This is a genomic window from Thermosulfuriphilus ammonigenes (genome assembly GCF_011207455.1).
GTDB classification, from domain to species: Bacteria; Desulfobacterota; Thermodesulfobacteria; order Thermodesulfobacteriales; family ST65; genus Thermosulfuriphilus; species Thermosulfuriphilus ammonigenes.
Map to the genome: position 1 here is coordinate 1,711,217 of NZ_CP048877.1, position 14,259 is coordinate 1,725,475.

The following is a 14,259-nucleotide window of genomic DNA, read 5'->3' on the forward strand; positions in this document are numbered from 1 at the left end:
AAGTATGCTCTCCCGGCGTCAGCTTTTTATCCTCGGGGTCCTCTCCTTTCTAAGGCTGGCCATAGGGGGCAGGGCCTATGGCACCTCTCACCCCCCAAGAAGGGACCTTCCCCTTGAGGAGATGGCCCATCTCCGCCTCCATCATCAGGGAGGTAGGTTTTGCAACCCCTGGTTGGCCAGAGAGGAGATCCGGCTCTGGGCTTACATTAAGTGGCAATTCTCTCGCAACCCTTACCGAGAGGCCAAACGTCGGGCCAAACCCCCTTCCCTGAGAAGGGTTGCTCCCCTGGATCTTGTTTCAGGGGCCAATCCCCGGATTTTTTTCCTGGGACACGCTACAGTATGGATGCGATTGGCCGGACAGAATCTGATTTTTGACCCCATATTTGGTGATGTGCGTCCCTTTTTTCGTCGGGCGGTTCCCTTTCCCCTGGCGCCGGAGGAGATCCCCTGGCCTGATCTTATTTTTATCTCCCATGGGCATCGGGATCACCTGGCCCTTGATTCTTTGAAGGCTATTCCTGGCCGTCCACGACTTTTGTCTCCTCTGGGGGGAAAACGTTACCTTAAAAGACTGGGGCTTCCCATTATGGAATTTGACTGGTTTGAAAGCCGGGTGATCTCCGGACTCCGGGTAACTCTTCTTCCCTGTCAGCACTGGTCAAAGATGGGGTTGTTTGATACCAACGCTATGCTCTGGGGCTCTTGGCTCCTTGAGGCTGGAGACCTGAAGGTCTTTTTTGCCGGTGATACCGGCTACTTTGGCGGTTTTAGGGAATATGGCCAACGTTTTGGCCCCTTTGATTTGGCACTTCTTCCTATTGGGGCCTTTGAGCCCCGGTGGTTTATGAAGACTGTTCACATGGATCCTTTTGAGGCGGTGTGGGCGGCCAAGGAGCTTGGAGCCCGGGTCTTTGTCCCCATTCACTGGGGGGTCTTTGACATGAGTGATGAACCACTCGACCTTCCGCCCAAGTTGGTCCAGGAGGCTGCCCGGAGAGAGGGCCTGGCTGATCGTCTAAAACTCCTTAGCCCTGGGGAGAGCCTCGGTCTTTGAGGTCGAGGTTTTAACTATCCGGACAATAAGACCTTCACAATAGATCTTCCCCGAAAAAGGCTTCCGAACAGAGAAAAGATAAGCGTCTCTACGTAACTCTCGACGAAGGTGGGGGAGACACTCCCGTTTAAAAACGGGAATTTCCAGGGTATTCAGGAGTTCGAAAGGGCGAAACTCAAGGTCTCGCTTGCCCTCCAGAAGGTGCTCTTTGCTGGGAAGCCTATCTAAGACGGCGGCAATGTCGATGACCCGGCGAGAGACAGTGCCCAGAAGGGTAATGAACCCTGCCGGAACTGGTTCCCAGCGAGGAGGGGCTTTAAGAAATAACCTTCCCCTCTCGTCAAAGATGAGCTCCTTGTAGTTGGGATTATGCCCCCAGTGATAACGTCGCAGATTGTGTTTGATGGCCACATCGATAAGGCCCAGGTAGAGATTAGTGGCCTCAAGCCCCTCTCCATTTTCCTCTGTAAAGGGAAGCCGATTGAGGAGAACCAGGTGCTCCCAGAGGGCCTCAATAAGGCCCTCGTTGACCTGCTGAAGGGAGGCCAGTTTGGCCTCAAGCTCCTTTACTTGACTCCGTGAAGGTCTCTTCAGGCGGGCAATATAGGCCTTACGCCACTTACGGAAGGATTCCGGATTGCGCTCCAGATCTAGTTCTTCATAGGCCAGGTTAAGGATTACAGCCATCTCTGAGCGGCGTCGGGGAGAGAGCCCTTGCCCCAGGTCTGGATGACAGACTCTTTGCAAGGCCCGATAGCAGGCCTTAACTAGCCCGAATAGGGCCTCTTCATCGAGATCCCGGACTATCTGAGGGGTAATTCCCAGAACCTCAAAGGGGTTTCTGGCCATAATTTGTTATTTTAATTCTCCTATCCTTGCCAGGCCAGGGCATCTCGGGGAGAGGGGCTTGAGACCGCCTGCTGAAATACCGCCTGCTGAAATATAGCCCGGAAAAATCAATTTTGGAGGGCTTTCGATAAGAACTGGATACTTGACAAGGAGAAATCCAACGTGATAACAAGCTCTCTACTTTCGGCAACACGCTAGTCTTTCGAGAGGAGATTTCCCATGATTGAAGTCAGGCTCCATGGACGTGGTGGACAAGGGGCGGTAACCTCGGCTGAGCTCGTGGCCATTGCCGCCATCAACCAGGGCAAATACGCCCAGGCCTTTCCAAGTTTTGGCCCTGAGCGCCGCGGGGCCCCGGTGGCCGCCTTTGTTCGGGTAAGCGATGAAAAAATTCGCACCCGAGAAAAGGTCTATACTCCAGACATTATTCTCGTGCTTGATCCTTCCCTGCCCGCTATCATCAAAGTGACCGAGGGGCTTAAAGAAGACGGCTGGGCCATCGTTAACTCCCACAAATCTCCAGATGAAATTCGAAAGATGCTCGATTTCGGTGGTCGTATCGCCTATGTTGATGCCACCAAGATAGCGATGGAAGTTCTGGGTCTGCCTATTACCAACACTACTATGCTTGGGGCCCTGGTTAAGGCTACCGGGCTGGTAGACCTAAATTATCTTGAAGAGGCCCTGGAGCATCGTTTTGGCCGGCTGGCGGCCAAAAACAAAGAGGCCTTGCACCGGGCCATGGAAGAGACCAAAGTCCTCGAATAAGGAGTAGATAAGATGCCTAAGGACAACGCAATTATTGGCTGGAAGAACCTGCCCTTTGGGTTCTATATTACTGAGCCTGGCAATTCGGCCAACTTCAAGACGGGTGACTGGCGGAGCCAGCGTCCGGTGCTGGACAAGGAAAAGTGTATTCGTTGCGGAATGTGTTACATCTTTTGCCCCGAGCCGGCCTATGAGCCTGATGATGAGGGATACTTCATTGTCAACCTTGACTATTGCAAGGGCTGCGGCATCTGTGCCAACGAGTGTCCCAAGGGGGCCATCACCATGGTTATGGAGGAGGTTTAGTCATGTCCAAAAGAGTTGCCATGGAGGTTTCCATAGCCATTGCTGAGGCCGTAAAGATGGCCAATGTTGATGTTATATCTGCCTACCCCATTACGCCGCAGACCCATATTGTTGAGCATCTCAGTGAGGTGGTGGCCAACGGGGAGCTTGATGCCGAGTATATCACCGTGGAAAGTGAACATTCGGCCATGAGTGCCTGCCTGGGGGCCGCGGCTACAGGGGCGCGAGTCTTTACCTCTACTAGCTCTCAGGGGTTGGCCCTGATGCATGAGATCCTTTTCATCGCCCCTCCTCTTAGGCTGCCGGTAGTTATGGTGGTGGCCAACCGGGCCCTTTCAGCCCCTATTAGTATCTGGAATGATCATGGGGATATTATGGCCCAGAGAGATATAGGCTGGTTGATGACCTTCGCTGAAAATGGGCAGGAGGCCTTTGACCTTACCCTTCATGCCTTTCGGGTGGCCGAGGATCGGCGGGTGATGCTTCCCTTTGCTGTTAATATTGATGGTTTTAATCTCTCTCATGTTATTGAACCCATTGAGATTCCTGATCAAGAGCTGGTAGATCGTTACATCCCTAAATACAAACCCAAGTTCCGTCTTGAGCCGCGTAAACCAATATCTATCGGAGCGGTGGGGATTCCTGAGGTTTATACGGAGGCCAAAAAGGTTACGGACGAGGCCGTTAAGAATGCCCGTAAGGTGATCCTCAAGGCCTGGGATGAGTTTGCTGATATCTTTGGCCGTCGCTATCAGCCAGTGGAAACCTATCGGGCCGAGGATGCGGAGATTCTTATTCTTATTATGGGCAGTCTGGCCGAAACGGCCATGACAGCGGTGGACAAGATGCGGGAGGCCGGTAAGAAGGTAGGGCTGGTCAGGCTTCGCCTCTGGAGGCCTTTCCCGCTGATGGAGTTTCGTAAAGCCATCTCTGGGGCCAAGATTCTGGCGGTGGTGGACCGGGCCCTTTCACCAGGGGCGGTAACCCCTCCGGTGGCCTCGGAGGTCCGTTCGGCCCTTTATAGTGCTCCTAAGCGGCCGAAGATCTTTAGTTTCATCGCTGGTCTTGGTGGTCGCGATGTAACTACAGAAACCTTTGAAGAAATTGTGGACAAGGCTGCCTTCTATGCCAAGAAGCGGCCAAAAGAACTCTATGAAATGATTGGGGTGCGGGAGATATGATAGCAGAATTTGCCAAATTTAAGGGTTTTTCACCGAAGAATCTTCCCAAAGAGGAACCGTTTGCTCCGGGACATCGGGCCTGTCAGGGGTGTGGCGAGGTCCTGGCCCTGCGCTTGGCCTTAAAGGCCCTCGGCATGAACATTATTGCCGTTAGTGCTACGGGGTGCATGGAGATAATTTCTTCCCCCTTTCCTCAGACGGCTTGGCGGGTACCCTGGATTCACATTGCCTTTGAAAACGCGGCCGCCGTAGCTTCGGGGGTGGAGGCAGCCGTTAAGGCCCTTCAGCGCAAGGGTCGTTATCCCAAAAAACATGTGGACATTGTCGCATTTGCTGGCGATGGTGGGACGGCTGACATTGGTCTTCAGGCCCTTTCCGGAGCTCTGGAGCGAGGGCACGACTTTGTTTACATCTGTCTGGACAACGAGGCCTATATGAACACCGGGGTGCAGAGATCAAGCTGTACCCCTTATGGGGCCATGACTACCACCAGCCCTCCAGGTAAAAAGAGTTTTGGTCAGGTAACCTGGAAGAAGAATGTTCCGGCTATTGCGGTAGCCCATGGCATCCCCTATGTGGCCACGGCTACGCCGGCCCATTTCCTTGATTTGATGAACAAAGTCAAAAAGGCCGCTCTGGTAAAGGGCCCGGCCTATGTTCATATCTATTCTCCCTGTCCGACGGGTTGGGGTACTCCGGGCGCCAGCTCTATAGAATTGGCTAAATTGGCTGTGGACACTCGAATTTTTCCTCTTTATGAGGTCATCGAGGGCAAGTACTATATCTCACGTAAGGTTACCAAGCCCAAACCCGTAATGGAGTATCTCAAAAGACAAAGGCGTTTTCGCCATTTGGGTGACGATGTTATTGCCCAGATTCAGCGTCGTGTAGATGCTGAATATGAGCGTCTTCTTCGGTTAGCTGAGGCTTAAGGGTTTTTTAAAAATACTTAGAAAAAACGGAGGCCACTAAATATGGCCTCCGTTTTTTCTTTCTAGAGGCCCCTTACATGTTGGCTGAAGATGTTTTAAAATAGTCCAAAAAACAGATTTTTAGGAGGTAAATGGCCAGCGGAAAGATTTACGGAAACATCAGCGGTCTTAAACCTAGCGAACTCAAAAGGCTAGAAAGGCTATATCGCCGACGGGTCCCGCCAGCATATCTTATCTCTCCTGAATTGGCCAAAGAGATAGCGTCTATTTCGCAGGGAATCAGACGTCAGGTTGGTCTCCTGATTGATCGACGGGGTGAGGTGGTTTATGTAATCGTCGGCGATACCCACCAGATTGTTATCCCCTCTCTTAGCCGGTACCGTGTAGCCGATGGACGTCTGCGCGGCTTAAGATGTATCCACACCCATCTGGGGAAGATGCCTCTTAATCAAGATGACCTTACAGATTTGGCCCTTTTACGTCTAGATATGATGGCCGCTATTACAGTGAACAAAGAAGGTCTGCCTGAGACAGTCTATGCGGCTCATCTCCTGCCCCAAAACGATGGGGGCCGGAATTATCTGGAACTTGCTCCGGTTCACCCGGCCCATCTTCGTCCCGACTTTTTGGATTTGGTAGCCTCCTTAGAGGAGGAGCTGGCTCGGAGACGCCCGGCCAAGGAGGTCCTTAAGGCTGATCGGGCCATTTTGATCAGTGTCTCTACCAAACCGAGGCCCCTGGTAGAGGAATCCTTATCTGAGCTTAAAGAGCTTGCCAGGACAGCCGGGGTGGTGGTTCTTGATACAGTGATTCAGAGGCGAGACCGCATGAATCCCAAGTTTCTTATGGGGAGGGGAAAACTCTCCGATCTTGTGGTCCGGGCCATGCAACTCTCAGCCAACCTTTTGATTTTTGATCAGGAACTTACCCCCTCGCAAATGCGCTCTATTACCGATTTTACTGAACTCAGGGTCATAGACCGGACTCAGCTCATCCTGGATATTTTTGCCCAACGGGCCCGGAGCCGGGAGGGCAAACTTCAGGTAGAGATGGCTCAGCTTCGTTATATGCTTCCCCGACTTTCTACCCGGGATGATGCTCTTTCTCGGCTCACAGGGGGCATAGGAGGCCGAGGTCCGGGAGAAACTAAGCTGGAAGTTGACCGTCGTCGGGTGAGAGAACGGCTGGCCCGTTTGGAAAGGGAGCTTAAGGGGGTTCGTTCTGAGAGATCCTTGCGCCGCCGTCGTCGCCAGCGCCGTAAAATACCTGTGGTCTCCATTGTTGGTTATACCAACGCCGGCAAGACCACCCTGCTTAACACTCTCACCAAAAGCCAGCTTTTGGCTGAAGATCGGCTTTTCGCCACTCTTGATCCCACCAGCCGTCGCCTTTATCTTCCAGCGTTGGGTGGTCCTATTATCCTTACAGATACCGTAGGCTTCATTCGGGAGCTCCCGGCCGAGCTTCGCCGGGCCTTTCAAGCCACCCTGGAAGAGCTCCATGAAGCTGATCTTCTTATCCACTTAATAGACATAAGCTATGAGGATTTTGAAGAAAGAATAGAGGTCGTAGATGCTCTTCTTGAGGAAATGGGTCTTTCCGAAGTGCCCCAGCTGAGAGTTTTTAATAAGGTGGATCTGGTAGATACAGCTTATGCCCGGGCCATGACCCGACGCTACCATGCCCTGGCCGTCTCGGCTATAGACTCTGAGACTGTCTCCCCTCTCCTGGAAGCTATTGCTCAAAGACTTAAGGATAAGTTTATCTCGGTAACCTTCAAGGAGGCTGAAGTCCATACCTCAATGTCGTAAGTAGCTTTTTGGAGTCTATCTGGGCCTCTTTTTTAGGGCCAGATTCCAAAAGTTGCGTTCTAATCGCTGGTTAGTTTAAAAAGATCAATCTTGACAAGCATTCCCCCCTGTGCTAAAAAACCTTGGATTATTAGCTGAGTGAGGCCTCATTTTTAGGCTTGGCTGAGGTGTCTAAAGAGCCCAATAGGGGTTAAAAAATGTTGGGAAAGGGGGGATGTATGTAAACTTGAGTGAAGGGGAGAGTGTTGGGAATTTTTTTTATTCTTCGGCTAATTAATAAAAGGTATTAAAAAATCTTTCAGGTTTTATTCGTAAGGAGGAGTAGGTTATGGGCACAGTAACCATGGATACCTTAACCACCTTTGCCATTATTTGTGGCTTATTGGGTGTTGCCTACGGAATTCTGACTGCCCTTTGGGTAGTTAAGCAGGAGGCGGGCAATGAACGGATGAGGGAGATTGCCGCTGCTATCCAGGAGGGAGCGGCGGCCTTTCTGGCTCGTGAGTACAAGACAGTGGCTATTGTGGGGGCTATCCTCTTTATCCTTCTCCTTAAGCTGGGTAAGTGGGTAGCCATTGGCTTCCTTATCGGTAGTTCTGGTTCGGCCCTGGCTGGATATATCGGGATGATGGTCACGGTGCGAGCCAATGTGCGCACGGCCCAGGCGGCCTTCCGCGGGCTGGCTGAAGCCCTGAAGCTTTCCTTCCGGGGCGGCTCGGTTACGGGAATGCTGGTAGTTGGTCTGGGGATTCTGAGTATAGCCGTCTATTTTGCCATTTTGCGTAGTGTTGTTCCCCCGGAGCACATGGATGAAGCCTACCATGCCCTGGTGGGCTTGGGTTTTGGTTGCTCCCTTATGAGTGTCTTTGCCCGTATTGCTGGAGGTATATATACCAAGGCTGCTGACGTCGGAGCTGACCTGGTGGGTAAGGTGGAGGCCGGGATTCCTGAGGACGATCCCCGGAATCCGGCTGTTATCGCCGACAATGTGGGTGACAATGTCGGTGACTGCGCTGGTATGGCCGCTGACCTCTATGAGACCTATGTGGTGACCATTGTTGCCGCTATGCTTTTGGCCAAAACTGTTTTTGGCCCCCACAGCCTCTGGGTAACCTTTCCCTTGCTCATCGGTGGAATCTCTATCATCGCCTCCATCATTGGCACCTATTTCGTTCGTCTGGGTAAAAGCCAGTACATCATGGGGGCTATGTATAAGGGGCAGGCCGTAGCTGGTATCTTGGCCGCTATAGCCTTTTATTTTGCCTCTAAGTGGTTCATCAACGCCCTTCCCCCGGGGCCGGAAAAAGAGATCTTTACTCCGGGAGCCATCTTTGGCGTGGCTGTTATCGGTCTTTTGGTTACCGCGGCCATTATCATGATAACCGAGTACTACACCTCCAAGAGCTTTGGTCCGGTCCAGTACATTGCTAAGGCCAGTGTTACCGGCCATGCTACCAACATCATTGCCGGTCTGGCCGTCTCCATGAAGGCCACCGCTGGGCCGGTTCTGGTAATCTGTGCCGCTATTTACGGGGCCTACAAACTTGGTGGTGGTTTTTCTGGGACTCCGATGGGAGCCAAGGCCGGGCTTTTTGCTATCGCCCTGGCTGCGGTCTCCATGCTTTCCATGACGGGTATCGTCGTGGCGGTTGACTCCTACGGTCCTATTACCGACAATGCCGGTGGTATCGCTGAGATGGCTGAACTCCCTGATTCGGTGCGTGATACCACCGATCCTCTTGACGCCGTGGGTAACACTACCAAGGCCGTTACCAAAGGATATGCTATCGGATCTGCCGGTTTAGCGGCCCTGGTTCTCTTTGCCGAATATTCCCGAGCTTTTAAGACTCCGGTGTCCTTCCAGCTTGCCGATCCTCGGGTCATTGTCGGTCTGTTTATCGGTGGTCTTCTGCCCTACTATTTTGCCGCCCTCTTAATGGAGGCTGTGGGTAAGGCTGCCGGTGGTGTCGTGGAGGAAGTCCGCCGTCAGTTCCGGGAGATCAAGGGTATTATGGAGGGAACAGCCCGTCCCGAGTATGGCCGCTGTGTGGACATCGTTACCAAGAGTGCTATCAAACAGATGATGGTTCCGGCCCTTATTCCGGTGGTCTCTCCGGTGCTGGTGGGCTTCATTATGGGCCGTGAGGCCTTGGGTGCGGTGCTCATTGGCTCCATCCTCACCGGACTCTTCGTGGCCATCTCCATGACCACGGGTGGTGGTGCCTGGGATAATGCCAAGAAGTATATCGAAGACGGCGCTTATGGCGGTAAGGGCTCCGATGCCCACAAGAGTGCGGTCACTGGTGATACAGTGGGTGATCCGTACAAAGATACCGCTGGTCCGGCTATCAACCCCATGATTAAGGTCATCAACATCGTAGCCCTGCTCATTGTTCCTCTGATCGACAAGGGCTAAAAACTCCATCCAGACTCTAGGTAAGGGGGGCTCTATGTGGCCCCCCTTACTCTTTGAAGAGAAAACACTTTTTCTCTTGCTAACACTCCTTCCTTTGGTATTAATAGCCTGCCGACAGCTTTAATCTGGGGAGGAAGCCGTGTACGACACCTCTGATCTGCGCAAAGGCCTCAAGATTGTCATAGATGGCGATCCTTACGTGGTGGTGGATGTCGAGTTCGTCAAGCCGGGTAAGGGACACGCCATGTACAAGACCCGTCTCAAAAATCTCATTACTGGCTATGTGCTGGATAAAACCTACCGTTCGGGTGAGAAGCTTGAGCCGGCAGATGTAGAAGAAATAGAGATGCAGTATCTCTATAAAGACGGAACCACCTATTATTTTATGGACAACCAGACCTATGACCAGATCCCCGTGGAGGAAGAGGTAGTCGGTGAGGCCAAAAGGTTTCTGGTGGAGAACATGAACGTTGAGGTTTTGCTCTTTAAAGGAAGGCCGGTGGGTATCAATCTTCCCAATTTTGTTGAGCTCAGGGTGGTCAAGGCCGATCCCTGGCTTAAAGGCGATACTGTAGCCGGGGCTACCAAGCCGGTAACCTTGGAGACCGGTCATCAGATTCAGGTTCCCCTTTTTGTTAAAGAAGGAGACATTATCAAGATAGACACCCGCACTGGTGAGTACGTCGAACGGGTTAAGACATAGACTGGATCCCAGTCGTCTTATCCTCCGGGCCCGGATTATTCGGTCCTTACGGCGCTTTTTTGAGGAAGAAGGTTTTATTGAGGTCTCCACTCCTCTTTTGGTTTCCACCCTGGCCCCCGAACCCCACATTGAGGCCTTCTCGGTAGAAGATCGTTTTTTAATAACCTCGCCTGAGCTCAACCTCAAACGCCTTCTGGCAGAGGGTTTTACCCGAATTTTTCAACTTGGTCCTGTTTTTCGCCGTGGGGAGAGGGGCCGTTATCATCTGCCAGAGTTTACTCTTTTGGAGTGGTATAGGGCGGAGGCCACCTATGAAGACCTTATGGATGACTGCGAGCGTCTCTTTTCTTTTATCCTTAAGGAGCTCGGGCTTTCTAAGCTGATTTATCAAGGGCAAGAGATCGACATTAGTCGGCCATTTTTGAGACTTACCGTTGCCGAGGCCTTTGAGTCTCTGGCTGGCCGTCCCCTTGGCTCCTCTATAGATCTTGAGCGTTTCTATCAGGATCTGGCCGAAGTTATCGAGCCGGCCCTTCCCCGACATCGGCCCGTATTCCTTTATGATTATCCGGCTCCGGCGGCAGCTCTGGCCCGCCTTAAATCAACGGAGCCGGTGGCCGAGCGGGTGGAGCTTTATGTGGGGGGCTTGGAGCTGGCTAATGGCTTCTCCGAACTTACAGATCCAGAGGAACAGGCCAGACGCTTTAGGGAGGATCTTAAAAAACGCCAGGCCCTTGGGGCTAAAATTTATCCCTGGCCAGAGACCTTTCTTAAAGCCTTAGAGACGATGCCTCCGGCCGCCGGGATGGCCTTAGGAGTAGATCGCCTAGTCATGCTCTTTACCGATGCCTCTTCCATCGATGAGGTGGTGCCCTTTATCCCCGAGGAGACCTAGTCGAACTTTACTTTGGGGGCCGTCTGAGCCTCTAAAGGGGCCTGAAAGGGTTCTTTGGTGCTGTAATGGAGAAGAAACCTATTTGTTAGGTTGTTGGGGAATATACGAATGGAGACATTGAATCTTTCTACCGCCCGGTTGTATCGTATTCGGGCCACGTTGATCCGGTTCTCGGTGCCCTCCAGCTGGTGAAGAAGATCCCGGAAGAGATCACTTGAACGCAGTTCTGGATATTTTTCGGCCACCATGAGCAGACGGGAAAGGGCGGCAGAAAGTTGTCCCTCGGCCTCAGCCAGTCTGGCCATGGCCTTGGGGTCAGAGGTAATTTCACTAGAGAGCTGAATCTGACCTACCTGGGCTCGAGCCCGGGTTACAGCCTCCAGAGTCTGTCTTTCATGTTTGGCATAGGCCTTGACCACTTCTACCAGGTTGGGAATAAGGTCGTGACGACGCTGCAGAGCGGCCTGAAGATCGGCCCAGGCCTTTTTGACAGCCTCATCGTTTTTTTGAATCTGGTTGTAGCCACAGGAAGAAAGCCCCGAAACCATAAGAAAAAAGAAGATCAGGCTTAAGGCCCTTTTTAGGGTTAAGGACATTTTTCACCTCCAGATAAGGTCTTCAGATAATTATCCCTATCTGGAGGTGAAATCTAGTCCTTTTTCTAAATAATGAAATTGAGCCCTCTTAGAATACAAAGGGCATACCAGGATGTCTCCAGAAAGGAGACCCCTCCCGGGGCTCGGGCAAAACCTCCATCTTTGCGACGGCAGGAGAGGGCAAAGGCCCCAAGAGCATCAGGCTGCCGGGGTGATAGACCAAAGGCCTTGAGGATAAAGCAGGCAAAGTAGGCATTTTCTAGATAAGAAGTCGTTCCCGGAAAGAAGCCAAAGCCTCCGTCAGGATTTTGAGCTGCAAGGACCCAATCAAGAAGGGGGCGGAGTTTCTCACCAGGCCCGATAACCTGTAAGAGGAAATAAAGGTCCCTTATAGTTCTGACCTCTTTGTCTAGAGCCAACCTTTTGAGCCCAGAGGTTGGCCCCCTGGAGATCTCCAGGAGTCTAGTTAGACGGGCAAGATAAGACAACTCAGAGAGGGGCATCTCCGGGCTGGCCGAAGGAAGGCCTTGCCATAAGGTCTCAGGTATGGTTCCCCCTAAAGTTTTAAGACTCCAGGCGGCCTTAAAGAGGACCGAGGCCAGGCCAATATGGCCATAAGGTTGGTCCCAAAGATACCTGAGGTGGGTCTCTTGATCTACCTCGAACCCTAGAAGATGAGAGATTCTTAAAGCATAATAGGTGTCTTCTACTGTTGCTGGCAGCCTGGGAGTGGCCCCAAAGCCACCTGTTTTCTTCTCCCGGGCCATGGTGAAGTCCTTAAGGGGCTCTAAGAGCTCCGGAGACAGGGAGCCGCTGGTCCTCCGTGAACAGAGCACGAGTGCCTTAGAGGGTTTCCACCTCTTTCTGGTAGCCAAAAAGCTCCCTCCTTATTTCCTCAACAGCCGCCAGCCGGGCCGAAAGATTGGAGAGAGTCTCTGAGACCTTCTGTTCACTTTGGCTCTTCAAGGCCATGGCCCGCTGTAGGGCCTCCCTTATGGCTGAAAGGGTAAGATCTATCTTTTCATTGAGCCTTCGTCGGAAATCTCGAGTGGTGCTGTCTATCCTTTTTAAAAGGTCATAGCGGACCCGTCCGCAATGTCTCTCAAAGCGGTCCGCAATAGTCGCCCGCATTCTTCTCAGAATGATGCCCCTGGCAATAAACATTGGGAGGGCAGAACGAACTGAAAGCTGTATTAACTCCAGACCCACAGGATCTTCCCGAAGGAGAAAGTAAAAATCGCTCTTGCTGGTCAGCTTTTCTACGGTGGTAAAGGGTTTGAGCTCTATTTTGAAAAGATCTGAGGCCAACCTGACGATAGTCTCAATAATCTGATTGGTCCTACCAGCCAGATCCAGGTAGATAGACTCAAGGGCCTCAGCCATCTTTTCTGATTCGCGATTGCGGAAAAGTGAAAAAACACGCTGGATTTCCCCAAAGACAAACTCTTCCATCTCTCGCTCTAGTTCCCGACTGGAGAGTCCCCGGGAAACCTTTTCGGAGAAGGCCATCTCTAAGCGGCGAAGGAGTTCGGGAAGCTGAGTTTCCTTAAGAAGGCGAAGATCCTCATCTAACATCTCTGTTAGTTTTTTAATCTCTCCTTCGAGGATAAATTCCATCTGGGAGCGATCTTTTTCCACTAGCTGGGCCTTTTCTTCGAATTGGGCGATTTTTTTCTGGAGCTGGTCAAGGGAGAGCTTGGCCGCCTCCTGTTCCAGCTTATAGGCCATGGTTTCATCGGCTACATGCCGGAGAAGGCTGGAGATTACAGCCTTCAAGAAGGCCTTACCCTTTTCCTGATGGAGGAAAGCCCGAAGGTCACGTTCAAAAGAGACAAACCGTGACTTTCCTAGTTTGGCTGGATCGGCTTTGATTTTTCCCTCCAGAGCCAGCTTGGCCGAAAGGGGGTAGATCCTAACCTCCCGGCCAAGGTCAAGCCGGAGGATCTCTTCGGTAAAGGCCAGGGCCTCGGCTAAATCAACCTCATCCACCAGGTCAATCTTATTAAGAACAAAGAAGAGCTTGTCCACATGATCCCGGACATCCTTTAAAAATTGATGTTCGGATTCACTCAAAGGAGGATCAGCCGTGACAATAAAAATTCCGGCATCTACGTAGGGAAGATAGGCATAGGCTACATCGGTATTATGACGGTAAACTGATCCTACACCGGGGGTGTCGATGATTCTCACCCCATCTTTGAGATAGTCTGAGGGATAAAAGACCTCCACTTCCTTGACCTGGAGGCGGTTTTTAGGATTTCCCCTTTCGGTGACAAACTGAGGAATCTCGGATATGGCCACTTCCTGGCTACGGCCATCCAGATAGTGAACCAGAGCTTTGACTTCGGGGCCATAACGGAGAACTGTAACAATAGCTGTCAGGGGAACAATGGCTGTAGGCAGGATCTCTGCTCCCAAAAGGGCGTTGACAAAGGTGGATTTGCCGCGTTTAAACTGGCCCATGACCACCAGATTGAACTGCTCTTCTTTTAACTTTTGGGAGATTTCCCGGAGTCTGTGGTGGCCGTTTTCTGGATTTATCTGGGAGAGTCGGGTAACTATTCGCCCCAGGCCTTCTTTTATAAGGGAGTAGCTTGTCTTCATGGCATATCCCCCCAAACAAAAAAACCTCTACCCAGACCGCAGGTCTGGGTAGAGGTCATCAGCCTGAAGGGTGTCCTTCAGGCGGTTCGGGCTGACCTCATAGCCCTTTATTTTTTCTCCAAAGAGAAAATACTAATTTCC

At 51.9% G+C, this 14,259-nt stretch carries 13 protein-coding genes and 1 riboswitch; of the genes, 9 read left to right on the plus strand and 4 right to left on the minus strand.

Going from position 1 to position 14,259, the window contains the following annotated elements:
• The first annotated feature begins 4 nt into the window (after nucleotides 1-4).
• Nucleotides 5-1,057, plus strand: a complete 1,053-nt coding sequence (locus G4V39_RS08365) for an MBL fold metallo-hydrolase (protein WP_181494261.1) — start codon at nucleotides 5-7, stop codon at nucleotides 1,055-1,057.
• On the opposite strand, the gene G4V39_RS08370 is transcribed toward G4V39_RS08365, so the two are convergent.
• On the minus strand, nucleotides 1,019-1,906 hold the full coding sequence (locus G4V39_RS08370) for a J domain-containing protein (RefSeq protein ID WP_166032501.1): 888 nt from the start codon (nucleotides 1,904-1,906) through the stop codon (nucleotides 1,019-1,021). The two genes, G4V39_RS08365 and G4V39_RS08370, sit on opposite strands and share 39 nt — an antisense overlap.
• Nucleotides 1,907-2,125: 219 nt before the next feature.
• On the opposite strand from G4V39_RS08370, the gene G4V39_RS08375 reads away from it, so the two are divergent.
• The 8 genes from G4V39_RS08375 (at nucleotide 2,126) to epmA (ending at nucleotide 10,918) form a co-directional block, all read left to right on the plus strand.
• On the plus strand, nucleotides 2,126-2,674 hold the full coding sequence (locus G4V39_RS08375) for a pyruvate ferredoxin oxidoreductase subunit gamma (protein WP_166032502.1): 549 nt from the start codon (nucleotides 2,126-2,128) through the stop codon (nucleotides 2,672-2,674).
• A gap of 12 nt (nucleotides 2,675-2,686) precedes the next feature.
• A complete protein-coding gene (gene porD, locus G4V39_RS08380; protein WP_166032503.1) occupies nucleotides 2,687-2,980 on the plus strand; it encodes a pyruvate synthase subunit PorD in 294 nt (97 codons plus the stop codon).
• A gap of 2 nt (nucleotides 2,981-2,982) precedes the next feature.
• Nucleotides 2,983-4,161 (plus strand): pyruvate ferredoxin oxidoreductase, encoded by a 1,179-nt coding sequence (porA, locus tag G4V39_RS08385; protein WP_166032504.1) that lies wholly within the window; start codon nucleotides 2,983-2,985, stop codon nucleotides 4,159-4,161.
• A complete protein-coding gene (gene porB / locus G4V39_RS08390) occupies nucleotides 4,158-5,093 on the plus strand; it encodes a pyruvate synthase subunit PorB (protein ID WP_166032505.1) in 936 nt (311 codons plus the stop codon). The genes porA and porB overlap by 4 nt, the downstream gene beginning before the upstream one ends.
• Before the next feature lie 131 nt (nucleotides 5,094-5,224).
• Entirely contained in the window at nucleotides 5,225-6,904 is a 1,680-nt protein-coding gene (gene hflX, locus G4V39_RS08395; RefSeq protein WP_166032506.1) for a GTPase HflX, read from the plus strand.
• Between the two features lie 328 nt (nucleotides 6,905-7,232).
• On the plus strand, nucleotides 7,233-9,320 hold the full coding sequence (locus tag G4V39_RS08400) for a sodium-translocating pyrophosphatase (RefSeq protein WP_210412064.1): 2,088 nt from the start codon (nucleotides 7,233-7,235) through the stop codon (nucleotides 9,318-9,320).
• 139 nt (nucleotides 9,321-9,459) lie between these two features.
• On the plus strand, nucleotides 9,460-10,023 hold the full coding sequence (efp, locus tag G4V39_RS08405) for an elongation factor P (RefSeq protein ID WP_166032507.1): 564 nt from the start codon (nucleotides 9,460-9,462) through the stop codon (nucleotides 10,021-10,023).
• Nucleotides 9,995-10,918, plus strand: coding sequence for an EF-P lysine aminoacylase EpmA (gene epmA, locus G4V39_RS08410; protein WP_210412066.1), 924 nt, complete (start codon nucleotides 9,995-9,997; stop codon nucleotides 10,916-10,918). Before efp ends, epmA begins: the two co-directional genes overlap by 29 nt.
• Here the strand turns inward: epmA and G4V39_RS08415 are convergent.
• The 3 genes from G4V39_RS08415 to G4V39_RS08425 all read right to left on the minus strand — a co-directional run bounded on the left by G4V39_RS08415 (nucleotide 10,915) and on the right by G4V39_RS08425 (nucleotide 14,118).
• Nucleotides 10,915-11,514, minus strand: a complete 600-nt coding sequence (locus G4V39_RS08415; protein ID WP_166032508.1) for a LemA family protein — start codon at nucleotides 11,512-11,514, stop codon at nucleotides 10,915-10,917. The genes epmA and G4V39_RS08415 overlap by 4 nt on opposite strands.
• Nucleotides 11,515-11,579: 65 nt before the next feature.
• Nucleotides 11,580-12,350 (minus strand): prenyltransferase/squalene oxidase repeat-containing protein, encoded by a 771-nt coding sequence (locus tag G4V39_RS08420; protein ID WP_166032509.1) that lies wholly within the window; start codon nucleotides 12,348-12,350, stop codon nucleotides 11,580-11,582.
• 7 nt (nucleotides 12,351-12,357) lie between these two features.
• Nucleotides 12,358-14,118, minus strand: coding sequence for a dynamin family protein (locus G4V39_RS08425; RefSeq protein WP_166032510.1), 1,761 nt, complete (start codon nucleotides 14,116-14,118; stop codon nucleotides 12,358-12,360).
• Nucleotides 14,119-14,160: 42 nt separating this feature from the next.
• A riboswitch (Fluoride riboswitch) is annotated at nucleotides 14,161-14,232 on the minus strand.
• Nucleotides 14,233-14,259: the final 27 nt, after the last annotated feature.

Coding starts and splice junctions, on each gene's coding strand:
- porD (WP_166032503.1), top strand. CDS start 2,687: ATGCCTAAGGACAACGCAATTATTGGCTGGAAGAACCTGCCCTTTGGG.
- hflX (WP_166032506.1), top strand. CDS start 5,225: ATGGCCAGCGGAAAGATTTACGGAAACATCAGCGGTCTTAAACCTAGC.
- porA (WP_166032504.1), top strand. CDS start 2,983: ATGTCCAAAAGAGTTGCCATGGAGGTTTCCATAGCCATTGCTGAGGCC.
- porB (WP_166032505.1), top strand. CDS start 4,158: ATGATAGCAGAATTTGCCAAATTTAAGGGTTTTTCACCGAAGAATCTT.
- G4V39_RS08370 (WP_166032501.1), bottom strand. CDS start 1,906: ATGGCCAGAAACCCCTTTGAGGTTCTGGGAATTACCCCTCAGATAGTC.
- G4V39_RS08400 (WP_210412064.1), top strand. CDS start 7,233: ATGGGCACAGTAACCATGGATACCTTAACCACCTTTGCCATTATTTGT.
- G4V39_RS08365 (WP_181494261.1), top strand. CDS start 5: ATGCTCTCCCGGCGTCAGCTTTTTATCCTCGGGGTCCTCTCCTTTCTA.
- G4V39_RS08415 (WP_166032508.1), bottom strand. CDS start 11,514: ATGTCCTTAACCCTAAAAAGGGCCTTAAGCCTGATCTTCTTTTTTCTT.
- G4V39_RS08375 (WP_166032502.1), top strand. CDS start 2,126: ATGATTGAAGTCAGGCTCCATGGACGTGGTGGACAAGGGGCGGTAACC.
- G4V39_RS08425 (WP_166032510.1), bottom strand. CDS start 14,118: ATGAAGACAAGCTACTCCCTTATAAAAGAAGGCCTGGGGCGAATAGTT.